The following is a 12,645-nucleotide window of genomic DNA, read 5'->3' as shown; positions in this document are numbered from 1 at the left end:
CACCCCCAGAAAGTGCCTCGGCTTCCGTACCCCCGCCGAGGCATTCCAACTGTTGCACTTCGAATGTGAATCCACATGCTGACTTCCGTCAGCATGACGAGAATCGGGCGTGGGCACGCAAGAGCCCCGCCTACGCCGCGGTACCAAGCCTTACGCGGCAGCGCGGGTTCTGCGGCCCAGCAGGCTGCCGCCCACATACACCGCCAGGCCGGCCCAGATCAGCCCGAAGCTCAGCAGCTTCTGCGCGTCGAGCCGTTCGCCGAACAGCGTGATCGCCAGCAGGAACTGGAGGCTGGGGGCGAGGAACTGGAGCAGCCCCAGCGTCGCCAGGCGCAGCTCGCGCGCCGCCGCGGCGAACAGCAGCAGCGGCACCGTCGTCACCGCGCCGGCGAGCATCAGCAGCACCGTCAGCCCGGCCTCCCGGCCGAAGCTCAGCCCGTCATGCCCGGCCAGCCAGATCAGATATCCACCGGCGATCGGCGCCAGCAGCAGCGTCTCGACCGTCAGCCCCTCGAACGCCTCGACCGGCGCGAGCTTGCGGATCAGGCCGTAGAAGGCGAAGCTCAGCGCGATCGTCAGGCTGATCCACAGCCCACCGCCCGCGCCCACCGCCAGCACCGCCACGCCGGCCCCCGCCAGCAGCACCGCCGCCGCCTGCGCCCGCGTCAGCCGCTCGCCGAGCAGCGCCACGCCCATCGCGATGTTGAGCAGCGGGTTGAGGAAATAGGCCATGCTCGCCGCCAGCACCTGATGGTGCAGCACCGCCCAGACGTAGAGCAGCCAGTTGGCCGCGATCAGCAGCGCGCTCGCCGCCAGCATCGCCATCGTCCGCGGCGTGCGGATCACCGCCCACAGCTTCGCACCGCGCCCGAGCAGCAGCACGATCGGCACCAGCAGCACCACCGACCACAGCACGCGCTGCGCGACGATCTCGCCCGCATCCACCCGGTCGATCAGGTGGAAATAGAGCGGCAGCAGCCCCCACAGCCCATAGGCCGCGGCGCCGTGGATCAGCCCGCGGCGGCTTTCCGGCGCGTGCGCCATCGGATCAGAACAGCCCGCCGGTCAGGAACAGCCGCAGCCCGCTGACGATCATCAGCATCAGGTTGAGGTTGCGTCCCGCATTGCGCGACGACAGCAGCCCCACGATGAAGCCGAGCAGCGCGACCGGAAACACGATCCAGTTCGCCAGCGAGACGATCGGGATCAGCGCCGGGATCGCCAGCAGCAGCGCGAACAGGCCGATCAGGAGCGAGAGGAAGTTCAGCATGCCGCTGCAATGGCCATGATCCGGCGGTGCGGCAAGCGGATCGTCCGTGGGTCCGGACAAGCGGGGCTTTAGCGGGTGCCTTCTTCCTCCCGTTCGTCTCGAGTAGGGATCGAGCTTGTCGAGAGCCCGTATCGAGAGAGCCCCAACGACCGACCTCTCGATACGCCGTCTCGACAAGCTCGACGGCACCTCGAGGCGAACGGGACGGAATGTGGATCGGTCAGCCGTCAGCGCAGCATGCCGTCCACCCCCGCCCACCACACGCGTCTGTTCAGCCGCGCGGCGATGCGCTAGGCGCAGGCGATCATGAACCATCTCCTTCTCGTCATGCTCGGCGGCGCGCTCGGCGCCGGGCTGCGCCACCTGTTCGGGCGCGGCACGCTCGCGCTGCTCGGCCCGAACTGGCCGTGGGGCACGCTCGGCGTCAACCTCCTGGGCGGCTTCGCAATGGGGCTGCTCGTCGCGGCGCTCGGCCGCGGCGTGTTCGACGGGCTGGGCGGCGAGAATGCGCGGCTGCTCTTGGGCGTCGGCGTGCTCGGCGGTTTCACCACTTTCTCGGCCTTCTCGCTCGACGCGGTGCTGATGATCGAGCGCGGCGAGCTGGGCGGGGCAGCGTTGTACGTCGCCGCGTCCGTCCTGGGATCGCTCGTCGCGCTGTTCGTCGGGCTCTCCGTCGCGAGGGCCTCGGCATGAGCGACGCCCCCATCGTCCGCCAGTTCACCGTCGGCGCCGACGACGACGGCGTGCGCCTGGATCGCTGGTTCAAGCGGCACCTGCCCGACGTCAGCTTCAACACCGTGTCGCGCTGGGCGCGCACCGGCCAGCTGCGCGTTGACGGCGCGCGCGCGACGCCGGGCGACCGCGTCGCCGAAGGCCAGCAGATCCGCGTCCCCCCGCCCGAGCCCGACCGGCCCGCGCGCCCGCGCCCCGAGCGTGCCCCGCTCGCCCCCGAACAGGTCGAGCTGGCGCAGTCGATGGTCATCCACCGCGACGCGCAGGCGATCGTGCTCAACAAGCTGCCGGGCCTGGCGACGCAGGGCGGCACCAAGACCCACGACCATGTCGACGGGCTGCTCGACGCGCTCCAGTACGACGCGGAAGGCCGTCCCAAGCTGGTCCACCGGCTCGACAAGGACACGTCGGGCGCGCTGCTGCTCGCCCGCACCGCGCGCGCCGCGGCGTTCTTCGCCAAGCATTTCTCCGGCCGCTCGGCGCGCAAGACCTATTGGGCGCTGGTGATCGGCGTGCCGTCGATCGACGACGGCATGATCGACCTGCCGCTCGCCAAGCAGCCGGGCAGCGGCGGCGAGAAGATGCACGTCGACGAGGCGGAGGGCGCGCCCGCCCGCTCGCGCTATCGCGTGATCGAGCGCGTCGGCAACCGCGCCGCCTGGGTCGAGCTGCAGCCCTATACCGGCCGCACCCACCAGCTGCGCGTCCACATGAGCGCGATCGGCCACCCGATCGTCGGTGACGGCAAATACGGCGGCCAGGCGGCGTTCCTGACCGGCGGGGTCAGCCGCAAGATGCACCTCCACGCCCGGCGCATCCGCATCGACCATCCCGACGGCGGCAAGATCGACGTCACGGCCGAGCTGCCGCAGCATTTCGCCGAGAGCATGGAGCTGCTCGGCTTCGACATGGCGCTCGGCAATGCGCTGGCGGAGGACGCGCCCCCACCCCCCAGCCGCGCCATGGAAAAGGCCAAGGCCAAGGCGCACGCCAAGACGGTACGCAAGGAACGCCGCGGCGAGCGACGCAGCCGGACCCGCGGCTGATGGCGGCACGCGTCCGGCTGGCGGTGTTCGACTGCGACGGCACGCTCGTCGACAGCCAGGCCAACATCTGCCGGGCGATGGAGCTGGCGTTCGACTCCGCGCGGCTGCCCCCGCCCGACCGGCCGGCGATCCGCCGCATCGTCGGGTTGAGCCTGGTCGAGGCGATCGCCCGGCTCGCGCCAGAGGCGGAGCCGGCGCTGCACGCGGCGATGGCCGAGGACTATAAGCACCATTTCCGCGCGATGCGGATGCGCGGCGGGCTGGCCGACGAGCCGCTGTTCGACGGCATTCCCGAGGCGATCGAGCGCCTCGCCGCCGACGGCTGGCTGCTCGGCGTCGCGACCGGCAAGTCCGACCGCGGGCTCGCGCTGATCCTGGAGCATCACGGCCTTGCCCGTCACTTCGTCACGCTCCAGACCGCCGACCGCCATCCGTCCAAGCCGCATCCCTCGATGCTCGAGCTGGCGATGGCGGAGGCCGGCGCGAGCCCGCGCGACACGGTGATGATCGGCGACACCAGCTTCGACATGGCGATGGCGGACGCCGCCGGCGTGCACGCGATCGGCGTCGCCTGGGGCTATCACACCGCCGCCGAGCTCACCGCCGCCGGCGCGCGCCACGTCTGCGAGCATGCCGCGACGCTGCCCGAGGTCGCCGAGGCGCTGTGCGGCGCCGCGTCCGAGGCGCGGGCGTGACCGATCCGGCACGCAACCGCTGGCTGGTGCTGGTGCTGCTCCGCATCGCCGCCGCGGGCGGCGCGGTGTTCGGCGTGGTGCTGCTCGCCCGCGCGATCGCGATGCCGCAGAAGCTGCTGGGCGTCGCGATCGTCCTGTCCGCGCTCTACGTGATGGCGGTGGTGCCGCGTGCGCTGGCGCACCGCTGGCGGAGCCGCCCGTGAAGCGCTTCTGGAAGACGGTGACGGTCGAACCGGGCGAAGCCGGGTTCGGCATCGCGCTCGACGGCCGGCCGGTGCGCACTCCCGGCCGCGCGCCGCTCGCACTCCCCACCGCGGCGCTGGCGCGGGCGGTGGCGGACGAATGGGCCGGCGTCGGCGACACGCTCGATCCGCGCGCGATGCCGCTCACCGGCCTCGCCAATGCGGCGATCGACCGCATCGCCCCCGATCCGGCTGCCTTCGCCGCCGGGCTCGCCGCCTATGGGGAGAGCGACCTGCTCTGCTACCGCGCCGACGATCCCGAGCCGCTGGTCGCGCGTCAGGCCGCCGCCTGGGACCCGGTGCTCGATTGGGCCCGCCGGCGCTACGACGTCGCCTTCACGATCGCGAGCGGGGTGATGCCCGTGGCACAGCCGCCCGCCACCGTCGCGCGATTGGCGGAGGCGACCGCCGCGCGCGACGCGTTCGCGCTTGCCGGACTGTCGCCGCTGGTGACGATCACCGGCTCGCTGGTGCTGGCGCTCGCACGCGCCGAACGCGCGTTCGACGCCGAGACGATCTGGGCCGCGGCGCAGCTCGACGAGGATTGGCAGGCCGAGCGCTGGGGCGAGGATTCGCTCGCCGCCCAGACCCGCGCCGCCCGCCGCCGCGACTACGACGCCGCGGTCACCTTCCTCGAAGCGCTGCGCTAACCTCGCGTCCTCCTGACGGATGTCAGGACACATTGCCGCTCCGCTCAGGAAGGCGACGGCACCGGCTTGACCGCAGGGGCCGCCTGCTTGCCCCGTTCGCGCCACAGCGCCGGGAGCGGCAGCAGCGCCAGGCAGACCAGTGCGATCGCCGTCTTCGTGGCTTGCGAGAAGGGTGGGCTCGCCTGGTCGAGGTAATAGACCGCGTAGACGATCGCGACGTGCCAGACATAGACGTGGAGCGAATGGCGCCCGAGCAGCCGCAGGGGAGCGAGCGAAAAGAAGGTGCGCAAGCCGGTGGCGAGCCTGCGCACCGCTGGTCGGCGATGCTCGGCACCCGCGACCAGCAGCCAGGCGAGCCCCAGCGCCGCCGCGGTGAAGTTGACGAGGTAGATCAGGCTGAAGTCGGCGCGGATCTCCAGCGTGGCGATCTTCGCGGCGAGGTCGGGCGGCAGCAGCCCGTGCGCGGTCGTCACCCGCAGCGGCAGCAGCAGCAGGCAGGTGACGAGGCACACCCACGGCACGAGAGTCCGGTCCGGCCGGAGCAGCGCCCGCCAGTCGATCCGCTCGCTAGCCATCAGCGCGCCGATCGCCGCGCCGGAGAAGAACACGATCTGCCAGCCGAGCAGGTTGAAGCCGGTGCGGATGCCCTGCCCGTCGCTCGACGCGATCCAGCCACTCAACGGATCGGTGACGAGGTGGTGGACGCCCAGCTGCCCGACGAACCACAGCAGCGCCGATCCGGCCGCCACCTTCGCCACATGGCCGTTGAGGCACAGCCACACGATCGGCGGCGCCACCAGCATGTAGATCACATATTGCGGGAGGATATCCATGATCGTCGGCTGAAACAGAAAGGCCGCGATCGCCGCCAGCCGCAGCGGGTCGCCGGTCAGGCTGGTGTCGCCCAGCCAGTTGAACCACAGCCCGTCGGCGTAGGGCAGCAGCAGCTTGGCGACGAGCACCGCCAGCACGATCCCGATTGCATAGCGATACAGCTCGAACGCCCGCGCGCGGATCAAGCGGCTGCCGACGGCATAGCCCTGCCGCAGCATCTTGCGGCCATAGACCAGCCCGATCATCAGCCCCGACAGGAACACGAACCCCTGCGCGTCCTCGACGAACGCCAGCTGGTTGTGGTTGACCCGGAGCATCCAGTACCCACCCTCGAACACCAGGTGGTTGATGAGCATGAAGACGAGGAAGAAGCCGCGCAGGCCGTCGATGATCCCGTAACGTGGCAAATCGTTCCTCCGGCAGTTCGTAGGCTCGCCTTCAACGGCGCGAACGCGTGCGGATCAATCGCCGAAGGCGGTTCGGGATGCGGTGCCCTGTCGGTCGGAACGTCGAGCCGGTACGAAGCCGCGGCGGGCGGACAGGCAAGCGCCCGCCGCGCCTTTCCGTCATGCTGACGAACGTCAGCATCCAGACGCGCAACGCTAGAGGCTCAGGCGGAGCGGCAATGGATCCTGACTTCCGTCAGGATGACGGGAGAAGGATCAGCAGGGCCCCCTGCCTAAAACTCACGCCATCAATTTGCGGATGAAGCCGATCACGCCGGTCTGGCGCGAGCGCTTGAGCCGCTCGGCCGCAAGGATCGTCTGCACCGAACGGAAGCACGCCTCGACGTCGTCGTTGACGAGCACATAGTCGTAGCCGTCCCAGTGGCTCACCTCCGCGGCGGCGCGGGCCATGCGCGCGTCGATAATCTCGATCGCGTCGGTGTTGCGGTTCAACAGCCGCTGGCGCAGCTCCGCCATCGACGGCGGCAGGATGAACACGCGCACCACGTCGCCGCCGGCGATCTGGAACAGCTGCTGCGCGCCCTGCCAGTCGATGTCGAACAGCACGTCCTTGCCGGCCGCCAGCATCGCCTCGACCGGCGCGCGTGGCGTGCCGTAGCGCTGGCCGAACACGTGCGCCCACTCCAGGAACTCGTGGTCCGTCGCCATGCGGCGGAATTCCTCGAGATCGACGAAGTGATAGTCCTTGCCCTCGACCTCGCCCGGCCGCGGCGCGCGGGTGGTCGCCGACACCGACATCGACAGCCCCGCCTCAGCGGAGAGCAGCTTGCGCGCGATGGTGGACTTGCCCGCGCCCGACGGCGAGGACAGAACGAACAACACGCCACGGCGCTTGAAGCCGTGCGGATCGGACTCTGGCGGCAGTTCCATGCGCGCTAGTGGCGCGAGCAGGCGCGGTCCGTCAAGGCATGACCCGCACCGGCACCGCGCCCCTGGCCGTCAGATCCGCTTGCGGGCCTTGCGCCGGTCGTACGCCTTCTTGGCGACATAGCCGCCGCCGAGCACCAGCCCGAGCGGGCCCATGCGCCGCAACGCGCCCGCGGCGAGATAGCCGAGCGCCGCGCCCTTGGCGCCGCCGCTGCCGTCGCGGCGGTCGATCTCGCGGCCCACCAGCGCGCTGACGATCCGGCCGATCATGCCACGTCCTCCCGACCGAACAGCTGTTCGCGCAGCTGCTCGACGCCGCGCAGCACCGCCCAGCCGACCGCATAGGTCACCACGACGGGCACGACGACCTTGAGCACGTTGGCGGTCACCGCGCCGACGATCGCGCCATCGGCCGCGCTGTCGTCGCCGCTCATGCTGTCGATCGCTCCGCCGATCAGCGCGCCTATCGTCGTCGTGCTCATGAAAACCTCGCTTGTTCGTGTCGGAGGGAAAAGCGCCGGAAGGGGGCGTGGGTTCCGGAGCGGTGTGCTGCTCGGGTCCGACCTCCCCCCCGTTCGTCTCGAGTAGGGATCGAGCTTGTCGAGAGCCCGTATCGAGAGAGCCGCGAGCGTCGACCTCTCGATACGCCGTCTCGACAAGCTCGACGGCTACTCGAGGCGAACGGGAAAAAGGAATGTGCCCTGAAACTACCGCCCCACCATCGTCTCCGGCCGCACATACTGGTCGAACGTCGCCTCATCGACCAGCCCCAGCGCCAGCCCGCTTTCCTTCAGCGTCAGCCCCTTCTCGTGCGCGTTCTTGGCGATCTTGGCCGCGTTGTCGTAGCCGATCACCGGCGCCAGCGCGGTCACCAGCATCAGCGAGCGGCCGACCAGATCGGCGATCTGCTGCTCGTTGGCCACCGTGCCGTCGACGCAGCGCTCGGCGAAGCTCGTCATGCCGGTCGCAAGCAGGTGGATCGAGCGCAGCACGTTCGCGCCGATCAGCGGCATGAACACGTTCAATTCGAAATGCCCCTGCATGCCGCCGACGGTCACCGCCTGATGGTTGCCGATCACCTGCGCCGCGACCATCGTCAGCGACTCGCACTGGGTCGGGTTCACCTTGCCCGGCATGATCGAGCTGCCCGGCTCGTTGGCCGGCAGCGTCAGCTCGCCCAGCCCCGAACGCGGCCCCGAGCCCAGGAAGCGGATGTCGTTGGCGATCTTGTTGAGCGCCACCGCCAGCGTGTTGAGCGCGCCCGAGAAGAACACCAGCCCGTCCTTGGCCGCCAGCTGCTCGAACTTGTTGGGAGCGCTTTCGAACGTCGTACCGGCGATGTCGCCGATCGCCGCGGTCATGTCCTCGGCCCAGCCCTCGGGCGCGTTGAGCCCGGTCCCGACCGCCGTGCCGCCGATCGCGAGCTTGCGAATGTTGCCGTTGAGCGCGCCCTCGATGCGCGCCTTGCAGCTCACCAGCTGCGCGGCATAGCCCGAGAACTCCTGCCCCAGCGTCAGCGGCGTCGCATCCTGGGTATGGGTGCGGCCGATCTTGACGATCTGGCCCCACGCCTCGGCCTTGGCGGTGAGCGAGGCGGTCAACTGGTCGATCGCGGGCAGCAGCGCGTCGCGCGTGGCGATCGCGGTCGCGACGTGCAGCGCGGTCGGGAAGCTGTCGTTGGACGACTGGCTCATGTTGACGTGGTCGTTGGGATGGACCGGCGCCTTGCCGCCCCTGGTGCCGCTCAGCACCTCGTTGGCGCGGCCGGCGATCACCTCGTTGACGTTCATGTTGGTCTGGGTGCCGCTGCCGGTCTGCCAGATCACCAGCGGGAACTGGTCGTCGAGCGTGCCGGCGACGATCTCCTGCGCCGCCGCCTCGATCGCGTCGACGATCTTGGCGTCGAGGCCGTGCTTGCGGTTCACCCGCGCCGCCGCCTGCTTCACGATCGCCTGGGCATGGACGATGCCGATCGGCATCCGCTCGGTCGATCCGAACGGAAAATTCTCGATCGATCGCTGGGTCTGGGCGCCCCAATAGGCGGTGGCGGGAACCTCGATCGCGCCGATCGAGTCGGTTTCGGTGCGCGTGCTGTCGGTGCTCATGGCCCGACAACGCGAGGAGCGGCCGGGTTGTTGCACCCGGCCCGCGCCGGCTTACTTCTTGCGCTTGAAATCCACCGCGACGACGTTCGATCCGTCCTCGACCGGCTTCGCCTGCGGCTCGTCGTTCTCGGCAGGGTCGTGCGGCTCGGGCCCGCCGTCGGGACCCTCGGCCGCCTGGAAGCGCAGCTCGAAATTGACCGCCGGATCGTGGAAGCCGGTGATCGCCGAGAAGGGGATGATCAGCGTCGACGGGATCTGGTTGAAGCTCAGCCCCACCGAAAAGCGCGAGGCATCCACCGTCAGGTCCCAGAAGCGGTGCTGGATGACGATCGTCATCTCGTCCGGGAAACGCTCGACCAGCCGCTTGGGGATCTCGACGCCCGCCGCCTGGGTCTTGAAGGTGATGTAGAAATGATGGTCGCCCGGCAGGCCGCCGTTGGAGGCGACTTGCCCCAGCACGCGGCCGACGACGGCGCGCAGGGCATCCTGCACGATCTCGTCATATGGGATCAGGCTGTCGGGCACTTGAGCGTTCATGCGCCTTGGGTAGCGGGGTTTCGGGTCGGGTCAAGATTCGTTGCGTTGCGTGCGCGACGGGCGGCGCTATGGAAACGCTCATGCGCACCGCCACCATCGCCCGCTCCACCAGCGAAACCTCGATCGAGGTGACCGTCGACCTCGACGGCACCGGCAGCTACGACGTCAAGACGGGGGTCGGCTTCTTCGACCACATGCTCGAACAGCTGTCGCGCCATTCGCTGATCGACCTGACCGTCCGCACCAAGGGCGACCTGCACATCGACGCGCACCACACCGTCGAGGATACCGGCATCGCCATCGGCCAGGCGTTCGCCAAGGCGCTGGGCGACAAGCGCGGCATCCGCCGCTACGGTGAGGCGCTGTCGCCGATGGACGAGACGCTGACCCGCGTCGCGCTCGACATCTCCGGCCGCCCGTGGCTGGTGTGGAAGGTGCGCTTCACCCAGGCGCAGCTCGGCACGATGGACACCGAGATGTTCGAGCATTTCTGCCACAGCTTCGCGCAGGCCGCCGGCATCACGCTGCATGTCGAGACGCTCCACGGCACCAACAACCACCACATCGCCGAAAGCATCTTCAAGGGGCTGGCGCGCGCGCTGCGCACCGCGACCGAGATCGACCCGCGCAAGGCCGATGCCGTGCCGTCGACCAAGGGCGTACTGTGAGCGTCGCGCGCCCGAACCAGCCGCTCAGCCTCGCGCTGCTCAACTATGGGAAGCCGATCGACGAGGTCGACGCGCTGCGCCCGCGCCATCTCGCGTGGATCCAGGAACGGATCGCGGCGGGCGAAGTGCTGCTCGCCGGCCGCCGCGCCTCCGCCACCGGCGGCGTGTTGCTGTTCCGCGGCGAGGCCGAAGCCGTCGAGGCGATCGCCCGCACCGATCCGTACATCATCGAGGGCGCGGCCACGCTGGAAGTCGTCGGCTTCACCGCCGCCATCGCCAACGCCGAGATCGGCGCGCTGCTCGCATGACGCTGGCGCTGATCGACTATGGCGCGGGCAACCTCCACTCGGTCGCCAATGCGCTCAAGGCCGCCGGAGTCGCCAACATGGCGATCACCGCCGATGCCGACGCCGTGCGCCGCGCCGACCGCATCGTCCTGCCCGGCGTCGGTGCCTTCCGTGCCTGTATCGACGGCCTCGCCGCCGTGCCCGGCATGATCGAGGCGATGGAGGAGCGCGCGCTGCGCGGCGGCGTGCCCTTCCTGGGCGTCTGCGTCGGCATGCAGCTGATGGCCACGCAGGGCGAGGAGTTCGGCACCCACGCCGGCCTCGGCTGGCTGCCCGGCACCGTCCGCAAGCTGGAAGCGGGCCCGCACGCCCGCGTGCCGCACATGGGCTGGAACGACGTGGTGCCGACCGGCGACCACCCGATCGTCCAGCCGGGCGAGGCCTATTTCCTGCACAGCTATGCCTTTGAAGGCGACGGCGTCGTCGCCACTACCACCCACGGACAGCCGGTGACCGCGGCGATCGGCCGCGACAATCTGCTCGGCGTCCAGTTCCACCCCGAAAAGAGCCAGCGCTACGGCATCGCGCTGCTGGAGAGATTCCTCGCATGGCACCCGTAACCGACCGGCTGATCGTCTTCCCCGCGATCGATCTCAAGGGCGGGCAGGTCGTCCGGCTGGCCGAAGGCGACATGGATCGCGCCACCGTCTACGGCGACGATCCCGCCGCCCAGGCGCGTGCGTTCGCCGAAGCCGGCGCCGACCATCTCCACGTCGTCGACCTCGACGGCGCCTTTGCCGGCGATTCGGTCAACGGCGATGCGGTGGCGAGCGTGGTCCGCGCCTTCCCCGGCCGCGTGCAGTTGGGCGGCGGCATCCGCACCCGCGCCGCGATCGACCGCTGGCTCGACCTGGGCGTCGCCCGCGTCGTGATCGGCACCGCGGCGCTGGAGGATCCCGATCTGGTCCGCGACGCCGCCCGTGCGCTGCCCGGCCGCATCGTCGTCGCGGTCGACGCGCGCGACGGGCTGGTCGCGACCCGCGGCTGGGCGGACGTATCGACCGTCACCGTCGCCGATCTCGCCCGCCGGTTCGAGGACGCCGGCGTCGCCGCGCTGCTCTTCACCGACGTCGGCCGCGACGGGCTGCTCAAGGGGTGCAACGTCGCCGCCACCGCTGCGCTCGCGGCCGAGGCGGGCATCCCCGTGATCGCGAGCGGCGGCGTCGCCGGCATCGACGACATCCATGCCTTGCGCGGCAAGCCCGGCATCGAAGGCGTCATCACCGGCCGCGCGCTCTACGACGGCCGCCTCGACCTCGCCGAGGCGCTGCGGGTCGCCGCATGAGCGTCCGCGTCCGCGTCATCCCCTGCCTCGACGTCCACGCCGGGCGCGTGGTGAAGGGGGTCAACTTCGTCGACCTGCGCGATGCCGGCGATCCGGTCGAACAGGCGCGCGCCTATGACGCCGCCGGCGCCGACGAGCTGTGCTTCCTCGACATCGGCGCCAGCCACGAGGGCCGCGACACCATCATCGACGTGGTCCGCCGCACGGCGGAGGTGTGCTTCATGCCGCTGACCGTCGGCGGCGGCGTCCGCTCGGCCGCCGACGCCCGCGCACTGCTGCTGGCAGGCGCCGATAAGGTCGCGGTCAATTCCGCCGCCGTCGCCCGGCCCGAAGTGGTGGCGGAGATCGCCGACCGCTTCGGCAGCCAGTGCGTCACCGCCTCGATCGACGCGCGCCAGGTCGAACCCGGCCGCTGGGAGGTGTTCACCCACGGCGGCCGCCGCGCCACCGGAATCGACGCGCTCGCCCACGCCGCCCGCCTGGCGGAGCTGGGCGCGGGCGAGTTGCTGGTGACCTCGATGGACCGCGACGGCACCCGCGACGGCTACGACCTCGCGCTCACCCGCGCGATCGCCGACGCGACCGACGTGCCGGTGGTCGCCTCCGGCGGCGTCGGCAGCCTTGCCGATCTCGTCGCCGGCGTGGTCGAGGGCCATGCCAGCGCGGTGCTCGCCGCCTCGATCTTTCACTTCGGCGAAGCGAGCGTCGCCGACGCCCACGCCGCGCTTGCCGCCGCCGGCGTGGCGGTGCGCGGGGCCTAGCCGCCACTCCCCTCTTCCCCCGTCATCCTGACGGAAGTCAGGATGTGGATTCACATTCGAAGTGCAACAGTTGGAACGCCTCGGCGGGGGTACGGAAGCCGAGGCACTTTCTGGGGGTGTTGTTGTAGGCGCGCGCGAC

General features: G+C 70.4%; 18 protein-coding genes. 10 read left to right on the top strand and 8 right to left on the bottom strand.

What is annotated here, in order from left to right; all coding sequences use genetic code 11:
* Positions 1-150 precede the first annotated feature (150 nt).
* Together rarD and ACBY01_RS16620 are read right to left on the bottom strand one after the other, a co-directional pair.
* Positions 151-1,044, bottom strand: a complete 894-nt coding sequence (gene rarD / locus ACBY01_RS16625) for an EamA family transporter RarD (protein ID WP_416462101.1) — start codon at positions 1,042-1,044, stop codon at positions 151-153.
* 4 nt (positions 1,045-1,048) lie between these two features.
* Positions 1,049-1,330, bottom strand: coding sequence for a hypothetical protein (locus ACBY01_RS16620; protein WP_416462100.1), 282 nt, complete (start codon positions 1,328-1,330; stop codon positions 1,049-1,051).
* A gap of 246 nt (positions 1,331-1,576) precedes the next feature.
* On the opposite strand from ACBY01_RS16620, the gene crcB reads away from it, so the two are divergent.
* From crcB to ACBY01_RS16595, 5 genes are read left to right on the top strand one after another with little or no spacing between them, the layout of a single operon-like run.
* Positions 1,577-1,963 (top strand): fluoride efflux transporter CrcB, encoded by a 387-nt coding sequence (crcB, locus tag ACBY01_RS16615; RefSeq protein ID WP_416462099.1) that lies wholly within the window; start codon positions 1,577-1,579, stop codon positions 1,961-1,963.
* Positions 1,960-3,048, top strand: a complete 1,089-nt coding sequence (locus ACBY01_RS16610) for an RluA family pseudouridine synthase (protein ID WP_416462097.1) — start codon at positions 1,960-1,962, stop codon at positions 3,046-3,048. Before crcB ends, ACBY01_RS16610 begins: the two co-directional genes overlap by 4 nt.
* Positions 3,048-3,743: an HAD-IA family hydrolase gene (locus ACBY01_RS16605; protein WP_416462096.1), complete on the top strand. Its 696-nt coding sequence runs from the start codon at positions 3,048-3,050 to the stop codon at positions 3,741-3,743. Before ACBY01_RS16610 ends, ACBY01_RS16605 begins: the two co-directional genes overlap by 1 nt.
* Positions 3,740-3,946, top strand: coding sequence for a hypothetical protein (locus tag ACBY01_RS16600; RefSeq protein WP_416462095.1), 207 nt, complete (start codon positions 3,740-3,742; stop codon positions 3,944-3,946). Before ACBY01_RS16605 ends, ACBY01_RS16600 begins: the two co-directional genes overlap by 4 nt.
* Positions 3,943-4,635, top strand: a complete 693-nt coding sequence (locus ACBY01_RS16595; RefSeq protein ID WP_416462094.1) for an ATP12 family chaperone protein — start codon at positions 3,943-3,945, stop codon at positions 4,633-4,635. The genes ACBY01_RS16600 and ACBY01_RS16595 overlap by 4 nt, the downstream gene beginning before the upstream one ends.
* 44 nt (positions 4,636-4,679) lie before the next feature.
* On the opposite strand, the gene ACBY01_RS16590 is transcribed toward ACBY01_RS16595, so the two are convergent.
* From ACBY01_RS16590 to ACBY01_RS16565, 6 genes are all read right to left on the bottom strand, one after another.
* A complete protein-coding gene (locus ACBY01_RS16590) occupies positions 4,680-5,876 on the bottom strand; it encodes an OpgC family protein (protein ID WP_416462093.1) in 1,197 nt (398 codons plus the stop codon).
* Between the two features lie 279 nt (positions 5,877-6,155).
* On the bottom strand, positions 6,156-6,806 hold the full coding sequence (gene gmk, locus ACBY01_RS16585) for a guanylate kinase (protein WP_416462092.1): 651 nt from the start codon (positions 6,804-6,806) through the stop codon (positions 6,156-6,158).
* Between the two features lie 69 nt (positions 6,807-6,875).
* Entirely contained in the window at positions 6,876-7,073 is a 198-nt protein-coding gene (locus tag ACBY01_RS16580) for a hypothetical protein (protein ID WP_416462091.1), read from the bottom strand.
* Positions 7,070-7,285 carry a hypothetical protein gene (locus tag ACBY01_RS16575; protein ID WP_416462090.1) on the bottom strand — a complete coding sequence of 72 codons (216 nt, stop codon included), beginning with the start codon at positions 7,283-7,285 and terminating at the stop codon, positions 7,070-7,072. The genes ACBY01_RS16580 and ACBY01_RS16575 overlap by 4 nt, the downstream gene beginning before the upstream one ends.
* Positions 7,286-7,510: 225 nt before the next feature.
* Positions 7,511-8,908, bottom strand: a complete 1,398-nt coding sequence (gene fumC, locus ACBY01_RS16570) for a class II fumarate hydratase (RefSeq protein WP_416462089.1) — start codon at positions 8,906-8,908, stop codon at positions 7,511-7,513.
* Between the two features lie 51 nt (positions 8,909-8,959).
* On the bottom strand, positions 8,960-9,445 hold the full coding sequence (locus ACBY01_RS16565; RefSeq protein ID WP_416462088.1) for an SspB family protein: 486 nt from the start codon (positions 9,443-9,445) through the stop codon (positions 8,960-8,962).
* A gap of 80 nt (positions 9,446-9,525) precedes the next feature.
* Here ACBY01_RS16565 and hisB point away from each other — a divergent pair, with 80 nt between their 5' ends.
* Genes hisB through hisF form a run of 5 tightly spaced genes read left to right on the top strand, consistent with a single transcriptional unit; the run spans position 9,526 to position 12,506 of the window.
* Positions 9,526-10,113, top strand: a complete 588-nt coding sequence (hisB, locus tag ACBY01_RS16560) for an imidazoleglycerol-phosphate dehydratase HisB (RefSeq protein WP_416462086.1) — start codon at positions 9,526-9,528, stop codon at positions 10,111-10,113.
* The gene (locus ACBY01_RS16555) at positions 10,110-10,421 is read left to right on the top strand and encodes a YciI family protein (protein WP_416462085.1); all 312 of its coding nucleotides are present in this window, start codon (positions 10,110-10,112) and stop codon (positions 10,419-10,421) included. The genes hisB and ACBY01_RS16555 overlap by 4 nt, the downstream gene beginning before the upstream one ends.
* Positions 10,418-11,020: an imidazole glycerol phosphate synthase subunit HisH gene (gene hisH / locus ACBY01_RS16550; protein ID WP_416462084.1), complete on the top strand. Its 603-nt coding sequence runs from the start codon at positions 10,418-10,420 to the stop codon at positions 11,018-11,020. Before ACBY01_RS16555 ends, hisH begins: the two co-directional genes overlap by 4 nt.
* Complete coding sequence (hisA, locus tag ACBY01_RS16545; RefSeq protein ID WP_416462083.1) at positions 11,008-11,745, top strand: 1-(5-phosphoribosyl)-5-[(5-phosphoribosylamino)methylideneamino]imidazole-4-carboxamide isomerase; 738 nt, start codon at positions 11,008-11,010, stop codon at positions 11,743-11,745. The genes hisH and hisA overlap by 13 nt, the downstream gene beginning before the upstream one ends.
* Positions 11,742-12,506: an imidazole glycerol phosphate synthase subunit HisF gene (gene hisF / locus ACBY01_RS16540; RefSeq protein ID WP_416462082.1), complete on the top strand. Its 765-nt coding sequence runs from the start codon at positions 11,742-11,744 to the stop codon at positions 12,504-12,506. The genes hisA and hisF overlap by 4 nt, the downstream gene beginning before the upstream one ends.
* Positions 12,507-12,645: the final 139 nt, after the last annotated feature.

Source organism: Sphingomonas mangrovi, assembly GCF_047975845.1.
Taxonomy (GTDB): domain Bacteria; phylum Pseudomonadota; class Alphaproteobacteria; order Sphingomonadales; family Sphingomonadaceae; genus Sphingomonas.
This window is presented reverse-complemented; position numbering and strand designations above follow the sequence as displayed.

Excerpts from the sequence above, each read along its gene's own strand:
- rarD (WP_416462101.1), bottom strand. The coding sequence starts at position 1,044 with ATGGCGCACGCGCCGGAAAGCCGCCGCGGGCTGATCCACGGCGCCGCG.
- crcB (WP_416462099.1), top strand. The coding sequence starts at position 1,577 with ATGAACCATCTCCTTCTCGTCATGCTCGGCGGCGCGCTCGGCGCCGGG.
- ACBY01_RS16610 (WP_416462097.1), top strand. The coding sequence starts at position 1,960 with ATGAGCGACGCCCCCATCGTCCGCCAGTTCACCGTCGGCGCCGACGAC.
- ACBY01_RS16605 (WP_416462096.1), top strand. The coding sequence starts at position 3,048 with ATGGCGGCACGCGTCCGGCTGGCGGTGTTCGACTGCGACGGCACGCTC.
- gmk (WP_416462092.1), bottom strand. The coding sequence starts at position 6,806 with ATGGAACTGCCGCCAGAGTCCGATCCGCACGGCTTCAAGCGCCGTGGC.
- ACBY01_RS16580 (WP_416462091.1), bottom strand. The coding sequence starts at position 7,073 with ATGATCGGCCGGATCGTCAGCGCGCTGGTGGGCCGCGAGATCGACCGC.
- ACBY01_RS16575 (WP_416462090.1), bottom strand. The coding sequence starts at position 7,285 with ATGAGCACGACGACGATAGGCGCGCTGATCGGCGGAGCGATCGACAGC.
- fumC (WP_416462089.1), bottom strand. The coding sequence starts at position 8,908 with ATGAGCACCGACAGCACGCGCACCGAAACCGACTCGATCGGCGCGATC.
- ACBY01_RS16565 (WP_416462088.1), bottom strand. The coding sequence starts at position 9,445 with ATGAACGCTCAAGTGCCCGACAGCCTGATCCCATATGACGAGATCGTG.
- hisB (WP_416462086.1), top strand. The coding sequence starts at position 9,526 with ATGCGCACCGCCACCATCGCCCGCTCCACCAGCGAAACCTCGATCGAG.
- hisH (WP_416462084.1), top strand. The coding sequence starts at position 10,418 with ATGACGCTGGCGCTGATCGACTATGGCGCGGGCAACCTCCACTCGGTC.
- hisA (WP_416462083.1), top strand. The coding sequence starts at position 11,008 with ATGGCACCCGTAACCGACCGGCTGATCGTCTTCCCCGCGATCGATCTC.
- hisF (WP_416462082.1), top strand. The coding sequence starts at position 11,742 with ATGAGCGTCCGCGTCCGCGTCATCCCCTGCCTCGACGTCCACGCCGGG.